Raw genomic sequence first — 7,225 nt, forward strand, 5'->3', positions numbered from 1 at the left:
CATGTATGACGTCATGGTCTGCGGGCCGGAGAACCTCGAGCGCGAGCTTGTCGCCAAGAGGGTGGGCGAGGCGCTGCCCGATGCCTGCCTCTTTGTCTCTGCAAGTCGTAGGGACACCCTCCGCGCCGTCTCGCTCGAGGGGGTGCGGGTCCTCGTCTCCCTGCTCGCGTCGTTTGATTACAGCACCCTTGGGTTCCTGCGCTGGGTCAAGGAGGTGTCGCCGGCCACGCGGTTCGTCGTCGTCTCCTCGGTTCCGCTGTACTCGGTGGCCAACAGCGTGGCGCTCTTGGGCGTGAGCTCGTACTTCGTGCGCCCCGTGCGCCCCGAGCTCCTCGTACGCTGCATATCCGCGCAGCTGGGCGAGCTTGGCTCCGTCCCCAGCGCGGGACGGGATGCGATCGCCGCATGTGCCCCCGATGACTCCGAGTGCCGCGCCGCGGCCGTGAGCCAGCACCTCAGCGAGCAGCTGCACGCCCTTCGCTACGCGCAGTGCGTCGACGTGCTGAGGAGCTACCTCGAGTTCAGCTGGGAGTGCGCCCGCAGCCAGGCCCAGATAGAGGCTGATGTGTTGAGGCTCGTGGACGTAGTCTACGACGTCGCGCCCGAGTCGCTGCACGATGACCGCGACCGCCTCAAGGCGACGCTACGGTTCAAGCTGAGCCAGCCGCACGGCCTTTATGACGTGACGTGCGCCTTCGAGCAGCTCGTGGGCAGGATTTTCGACGGTGTGGCCGACGAGCGCGCCCGGGGCGTGAGCGACGTGCAGCGCATTCGCAACTACATAGACCGCAACGTGCGCCTCGACCTCAGCCTTGCTGACGCGGCCGGGTTCGCCAACATGTCGCCGAGCTACTTCAGCAAGTACTTCAAGCGCGAGGTGGGTAAGAACTACGTCACCTACCTCACCGAGCACAAGATGGCGCTTGCCCGACGCATGCTCCTGCAGAGCGGCCTCAGCGTCGTCCAGATCTCCAACGAGCTTTCCTATTCGCGTCCGAGCTACTTTAGTAAGACGTTCAAGAAGGCCGTGGGGCTCCCACCCACGGAGTTTCGCGACAAGCACCTCGCAGATACGGCCGCCACGCGTTCCTAGCCTCTCTGGTGACAATACGGACGCCACGCGCACCTAACCTTACTTTGGTAACAAATAAGTACCCATGTGCGCTTCCGTGGGCGATAAATTAAGTCTGAGCAATAAGATTGTGTTCTTCCCCCTCTCATAAGATGACCTCGTCAGCCAGGAAGCTACCAGATGTGCCGGCGGTGCATGGTCGAGCGAGAGGGGATGAGAGATGGGTTTTGATCGGCAACGCATCGTGAGGCTCGCCTGCGAGATGCTCGCAGACCCGTCTGTCGCGCGCGAGGTCCATTCCCCCACAGGCGACGACCCCTTCGCTTCCGGCGCCCACGCCGCATCCTTCGCGTCTCCAACGCCTGAAGCGTCCCTCGTGCCCGCACCGCGCGTGCTCATGCTCGTGGGCGACTTCGCGGAGGATTACGAGGTCATGGTCCCTTACCAAGCCCTTGGCATGCTCAGCGTGGACGTCGACGTCGTCTGCCCGTGCAAGGCATGCGGCGACACGATCAAGACCGCGGTCCACGATTTCCTTGGCGACCAGACCTACGCCGAGGCACCTGGGCACCGCTTTGCGCTCACCGCGAGCTTTGCCGAGGCCGTCGCGCAGCCCTCTCGCTATGACGGACTCTATCTCGCTGGTGGGCGCGCTCCCGAGTACCTGCGGCTCAACAAGGACGTGCTCGCGCTCGTGCGCGCCGCGTTCGCGCTGGGGCTGCCCGTGGCGGCCATCTGCCATGGCATCCAGGTGCTCACGGCGGCCGACGTCGTGCGCGGCCGCAAGCTCACCTGCTACGCGGCCGTCGCTCCGGAGGTTCGTGCGGCGGGCGGCACGTACGTGAAGGTGGCTCCCACCGAGACCGTGCGTGACGGCATGCTCGTCACCTCGCCGGCCTGGCCCGGCCACCAGACGCTCCTGGCGGAATTTGCCAACTTGCTTGGCGTCCGAGTCACCCGCGAGGCCCCGGCTCGAGCGGCAGGCATGCCTGTCGGCACCCTGGCCATCCGCACCACACCCTAGGTTCCTAGGACGCACCAACCCCGGCGCGTCTCACGTCATACGGCAGCACTCGTCAAAGCGCAGTGCATGACGAAGGAGGAGTACATGATCGAAAAGGGTTTTAGCAAGCCGACCGCGCGCGTTGATCGCTTGCGCAACCAGATTCTCGACGCGACGCCCTACGTTGAGGCCGAGCGCGTCGAGCTGGTCACCGAGGCGTACAGGGAGAGCGAGAACCTCTCGTCAATCCTGCGTCGCGCCAAGGTGAACGAGAAGCTCTTCAACGAGTTCCCCGTCATCATCCGCGACGACGAGCTCGTGGTCGGCTCTAAGACCATCCACCCGCGCTCGACCGACATCGGCGTAGAGTTCTCCTACGACTGGGTCGAGAAGGAGTACGAGACCATGGGCACGCGCATGGCCGACCCCTTCCAGATCCCGAAGGAGACCGCCGAGCGCCTGCACGAGGCCTTCAAGTACTGGAAGGGCAAGACCAACTCGGAGTACGCCGAGTCGCTCATGTCGCCCGAGACCCTCGACTGCATCAACAACGGCGTCTTTACCGTGGGCAACTATTTCTACGGCGGCATCGGCCACGTCTGTGTCGACTACGGCAAGATCTTGAAGGTCGGCTTCCGCGGCATCCTCGCCGACACCGTCGCCGCGATGCAGAACCTCGATACCTCCGACCCCTCCTACATCCAGAAGGAGCAGTTCTACAACGCGGTCATCATCACGTACAACGCGGCGATCAACTTCGCGCACCGCTACGCCGACAAGGCCGCCGAGCTCGCCTCCACCTGCACCGACCCGCAGCGCAAGCAGGAGCTGCTCACCATTGCCTCCAACTGCACCCGCGTGCCGGAGTACGGCGCGACGAACTTCTGGGAGGCCTGCCAGAGCTTCTGGTTCATCCAGCTCATGATGCAGATGGAGTCCAACGGCCACTCCATCTCGCCGGGCCGCTTCGACCAGTACATGTATCCCTACTACGAGGCCGACAACACCATCTCCAAGGACTTCGCCCAGGAGCTCGTGGACTGCATCTGGGTGAAGCTCAACGACATCAACAAGACTCGTGACGAGGTCTCCGCGCAGGCCTTCGCCGGCTACGCCGTCTTCCAGAACCTGGGCGTGGGCGGCCAGAACGAGGAGGGCCTCGACGCCACCAACGAGATGTCCTACATGGCCATGGAGGCCTCCGCGCACGTGCGCCTGCCCCAGCCGTCGTTCTCCATCCGCGTGTGGCAGGACACGCCCGACGAGTTCCTGTACCGCGCCTGCGAGCTCGCGCGCCTCGGCATGGGCGTGCCGGCAATGTACAACGACGAGGTCATCATCCCGGCCCTCGTGAACCGCGGCGTGTCCCTGCGCGACGCGCGCAACTACTGCATCATTGGCTGCGTGGAGCCCCAGGTGCCCCACAAGACGGACGGCTGGCATGACGCGGCCTTCTTCAACGTGGCCAAGGTCCTCGACATCACGCTGCACGGCGGCAAGGTCGGCGACAAGCAGCTCGGCCCCGTCACGCCCGACATGACGACCTGGAAGAACCTCGACGACCTCTATGCCGCCTTCCGCGAGCAGATGAAGTACTTCGTCTTCCATCTCGCCGAGGCCGACAACTGCGTTGACTACGCCCACATGCGCAACTGCCCGCTGCCCTTCGAGTCCGCCATGGTGGACGACTGCATCGGCCGCGGCAAGTCGTGCCAGGAGGGCGGCGCCATCTACAACTTCACCGGTCCCCAGGCCTTCGGCGTGGCCGACACGGGCGACTCCGTCTACGCCATCGAGAAGAACGTCTTCGAGGATGGCAAGATCACGATGGAGCAGCTCAAGGACGCGCTCGACCACAACTTCGGCCATGACATCAACGAGGGCCTGTCGCCTGCGATCTCTGGCAAGGCCCGCGAGGAGGCCCTCGCCCAGGGCAGCACGGCCGCCAGCACCTCCTCGCTCACCGAGGCCGACGTGGCCGCTGCCGTGGCGAAGGTCCTCGCCCAGCTCGGCAGCGGCGCCAGCACCGACTCCATCAAGAGCGCTGTCGTGAGCAGCCTCTCTGGCAGCACCGCCGCCCCCTCCGGTGACTACGAGGCCGTCCGCCGCCTCCTTGACCACACGGACAGCTTCGGCAACGACATCGACGCCGTCGACTTCGTGGCCCGCAAGTGCGCCCAGATCTACTGCCAGGAGGTCGAGAAGTACAAGAACCCGCGCGGTGGCCAGTTCCAGGCCGGCGTCTACCCGGTCTCCGCGAACGTGCTGTTCGGCAAGGACGTCAACGCCCTCCCCGACGGCCGCCTCGCCAAGGCCCCGCTCGCCGACGGAGTCTCGCCGCGCCAGGGCAAGGACGTGAACGGTCCCACCGCCGCCACGAACTCCGTCGCCAAGCTCGACCACTGCATCGCCTCGAACGGCACGCTCTACAACATGAAGTTCAATCCGCCTGCGGTCGCCGGTGACCAGGGCCTCAAGAACTTCGCCGCCGTGGTGCGCAGCTACTTCGACCACAAGGGCATGCACGTGCAGTTCAACGTCATCAGCCGCGAGACCCTGATCGACGCGCAGAAGCACCCCGAGCAGCACAGGGACCTCGTCGTCCGCGTGGCCGGTTACTCCGCGCAGTTCGTCACCCTCGCCAAGGAAGTCCAGGACGACATCATCAGCCGTACCGAGCAGAACATGTAACCAAGCTTCGGGCCCCGCGGGCGCGTGATCGCGGGGCCTCCCGAGAGGAATCCATACCCATGCCCAAGCCTGAACCCACGACAGAGACGAGCGTCGACTTCGATGCGACCGGCATCGTCTTCAACATACAGCGCTTCTCCGTGCACGACGGCCCGGGCATCCGCACGATCGTGTTCCTCAAAGGGTGCCCGATGCGCTGCAAGTGGTGCGCGAACCCCGAGTCGCAAAACCCCAACCCGGAGCTCATGTTCGACGACCCGAAGGCTGCCGAACGGGCCGCCGAGTCCAAGCAGACGCCTCTGCACATCGTCAAGCTCGCCGAGCTTGGGGGTGTCACCGACCAGGACGAGGACGACTGGCTGCGCGACGGCATGATCCTTAAGGGCAAGCGCGTCACGGTCTCCGAGACCATGAAGCAGCTCGAGAAAGACTCCAAGCAGTACGCGCGCTCGGGCGGCGGCATCACGCTGTCGGGCGGTGAGCCGCTCATGCAGCCGGTGTTTGCGGCCGAGCTGCTCAAGGCCTGCAAGGAGCGCGGCTGGACGACGGCGATCGAGACGGCCGCCTACGTGCACCGCGAGGTCATCGCGAAGGTGATTCCCTGGGTGGACACGGTGCTGCTCGACATCAAGTCGCCCTACTCCGACGTCCACGAGGAGTGGACGGGCGTGCCCAATAAGCGGATTCTCGACAACGCGATCCTCATCTCGAACCTCGCGCACACGATTATCCGCATCCCGACGATCCCCGGCGTCAACAACAGCCCGCAGAGCGTCGAGGACACCTGCAGAATCGCCGAGCACCTGCACGGCGTGAGGGAGATCGACATCCTCCCGTACCACACGCTCGGGGAGGGCAAGTACCACATGCTCAGCAAGGATTACCCCATGGGCGAAACGCCCCCGCTCTCCATCGAGGAGGCCGAGGAGCTCGCGAAGATCGTGCGGGCCCATGGGCTCGATTGCGTCATCGGCGGCTAGGAAGAGGGGAGGGAGCAACGTGATCGTTCGTCACCAGACCTCGGAGTCCGTAACCGAGGGGCATCCCGACAAGGTATGCGACCAGGTGTCAGACGCCATCCTCGACACCTGCCTGGCCGATGACCCCCACGCCCGCGTGGCCGTGGAGACGCTTGCCTGCGGCAACGGCCTCACCATCGCCGGGGAGGTCACCACGACGGCCGCGCTCGACGTTGAGCGTGTGGCCCGCGACGTGATGCGCCGCATCGGGTACGTGTGCCCGGCGCTCGGCTTCGACTCCGCCACCTGCTCCGTGCGCCAGCTCATCCGCGCGCAGTCCCCCGACATCGCGCAAGGCGTCGAGCGCGGACGCGAACTCGGTGCGGGCGACCAGGGCATCATGTACGGCTATGCCTGCGACGAGACGCCGACGCTCATGCCGGCCTCCGTCGCGCTGGCCCATGCGCTCGCCCGCCGGCTCGCCGACGCGCGCCACGGCCATGAGCTCTCGTGGCTGCGGCCCGACGGCAAGACGCAGGTGTCATGTGGCTTCGACGAGAACGGCCGGCCCGTGGCGCTCGAGAGCGTCCTGGTCTCCGCTCAACACGACGACGACGTCTCGCAGCGTGAGGTCGTCGAGGGCGTGCTCGAGCGGGTCGTTCTGCCGGTGGTGGGCAGGCTGCTCACGCCCGAGACGCGCGTGCTCGTGAACCCGACGGGCCGCTTCGTGCTCGGAGGGCCCGCCGGCGACACCGGCCTGACCGGCCGCAAGATCATCGTCGACACCTATGGCGGGGTTGCTCACCACGGAGGCGGCGCGTTCTCCGGCAAGGATCCCACGAAGGTGGACCGCACCGGCGCGTATATGGCCCGCAAGGTCGCCAAGGATATCGTTGCCGCCCACCTTGCCACGCGCTGCGAGGTCTCCGTCGCCTACGCGATTGGGCAGATCGAGCCGGTGATGGTCAACGTCGAGACGTTTGGGACCGGGTGCGTCGAGGCCTGCGAGCTCGAGCGTGCTGTCCGCGCGGCCTACCCGCTCACGGTCTCGGGCATGATCGCGGAGCTTGGTCTCACGCGTCCCCAGTTCCTCAAGACGGCGGCCTATGGGCACTTCGGCCGCGAGGGGGAGGGCTTCGCGTGGGAGGAGCGCGACCCCGGCCGGATTCGTTCGGCCCTCAGACGCGCCTGGTAGCGCTTCGGCCGCGACTGCGCGGCAGGGGCGACGGCACGGCACGTACAAGGACCCAACCGGGCTTGCCCGGATGACATAGGATATACGAGTAGGAAGCAAGGCAGGCTCGCATCCCCGCGATCCTGCCACAGCGAAGGGAGCACCACAATGCAGAGCGAAGCACTCGGAATGGTCGAGACCAAGGGACTCGTCGGTGCCATCGAGGCCGCCGACTCCATGTGCAAGTCGGCCAACGTGACGCTGGTCGGCTACGAGAAGATCGGAAGCGGCCTGGTGACCGTCATGGTCCGCGGCGACGTGGGCGC

At 65.8% G+C, this 7,225-nt stretch carries 5 protein-coding genes and 1 pseudogene; all 6 read left to right on the forward strand.

Going from position 1 to position 7,225, the window contains the following annotated elements; translation table 11 throughout:
- The first annotated feature begins 1 nt into the window (after position 1).
- Positions 2-1,093 carry a helix-turn-helix domain-containing protein gene (locus EFAMC2_RS02245; protein WP_154026590.1) on the forward strand — a complete coding sequence of 364 codons (1,092 nt, stop codon included), beginning with the start codon at positions 2-4 and terminating at the stop codon, positions 1,091-1,093.
- A 199-nt stretch (positions 1,094-1,292) separates the two neighbouring features.
- Complete coding sequence (locus EFAMC2_RS02250; RefSeq protein WP_315985342.1) at positions 1,293-2,096, forward strand: DJ-1/PfpI family protein; 804 nt, start codon at positions 1,293-1,295, stop codon at positions 2,094-2,096.
- 84 nt (positions 2,097-2,180) lie between these two features.
- Positions 2,181-4,766, forward strand: a complete 2,586-nt coding sequence (locus tag EFAMC2_RS02255) for a glycyl radical protein (protein ID WP_154026592.1) — start codon at positions 2,181-2,183, stop codon at positions 4,764-4,766.
- A gap of 59 nt (positions 4,767-4,825) precedes the next feature.
- Complete coding sequence (locus tag EFAMC2_RS02260) at positions 4,826-5,746, forward strand: glycyl-radical enzyme activating protein (protein ID WP_154026594.1); 921 nt, start codon at positions 4,826-4,828, stop codon at positions 5,744-5,746.
- Positions 5,747-5,765: 19 nt separating this feature from the next.
- A complete protein-coding gene (gene metK / locus EFAMC2_RS02265) occupies positions 5,766-6,920 on the forward strand; it encodes a methionine adenosyltransferase (RefSeq protein WP_261979988.1) in 1,155 nt (384 codons plus the stop codon).
- A gap of 147 nt (positions 6,921-7,067) precedes the next feature.
- Positions 7,068-7,225 (forward strand): annotated as a pseudogene (pduA, locus tag EFAMC2_RS02270) (propanediol utilization microcompartment protein PduA); the annotation flags it as partial.

Source organism: Olsenella uli, from assembly GCF_901212655.1.
In the GTDB taxonomy this organism is placed as follows: Bacteria; Actinomycetota; Coriobacteriia; order Coriobacteriales; family Atopobiaceae; genus Parolsenella; species Parolsenella uli_A.

What these genes read in the sequence shown, in the direction of transcription:
- EFAMC2_RS02245 (WP_154026590.1), top strand. Translation starts at nt 2, where the DNA reads ATGTATGACGTCATGGTCTGCGGGCCGGAGAACCTCGAGCGCGAGCTT.
- EFAMC2_RS02250 (WP_315985342.1), top strand. Translation starts at nt 1,293, where the DNA reads ATGGGTTTTGATCGGCAACGCATCGTGAGGCTCGCCTGCGAGATGCTC.
- EFAMC2_RS02255 (WP_154026592.1), top strand. Translation starts at nt 2,181, where the DNA reads ATGATCGAAAAGGGTTTTAGCAAGCCGACCGCGCGCGTTGATCGCTTG.
- EFAMC2_RS02260 (WP_154026594.1), top strand. Translation starts at nt 4,826, where the DNA reads ATGCCCAAGCCTGAACCCACGACAGAGACGAGCGTCGACTTCGATGCG.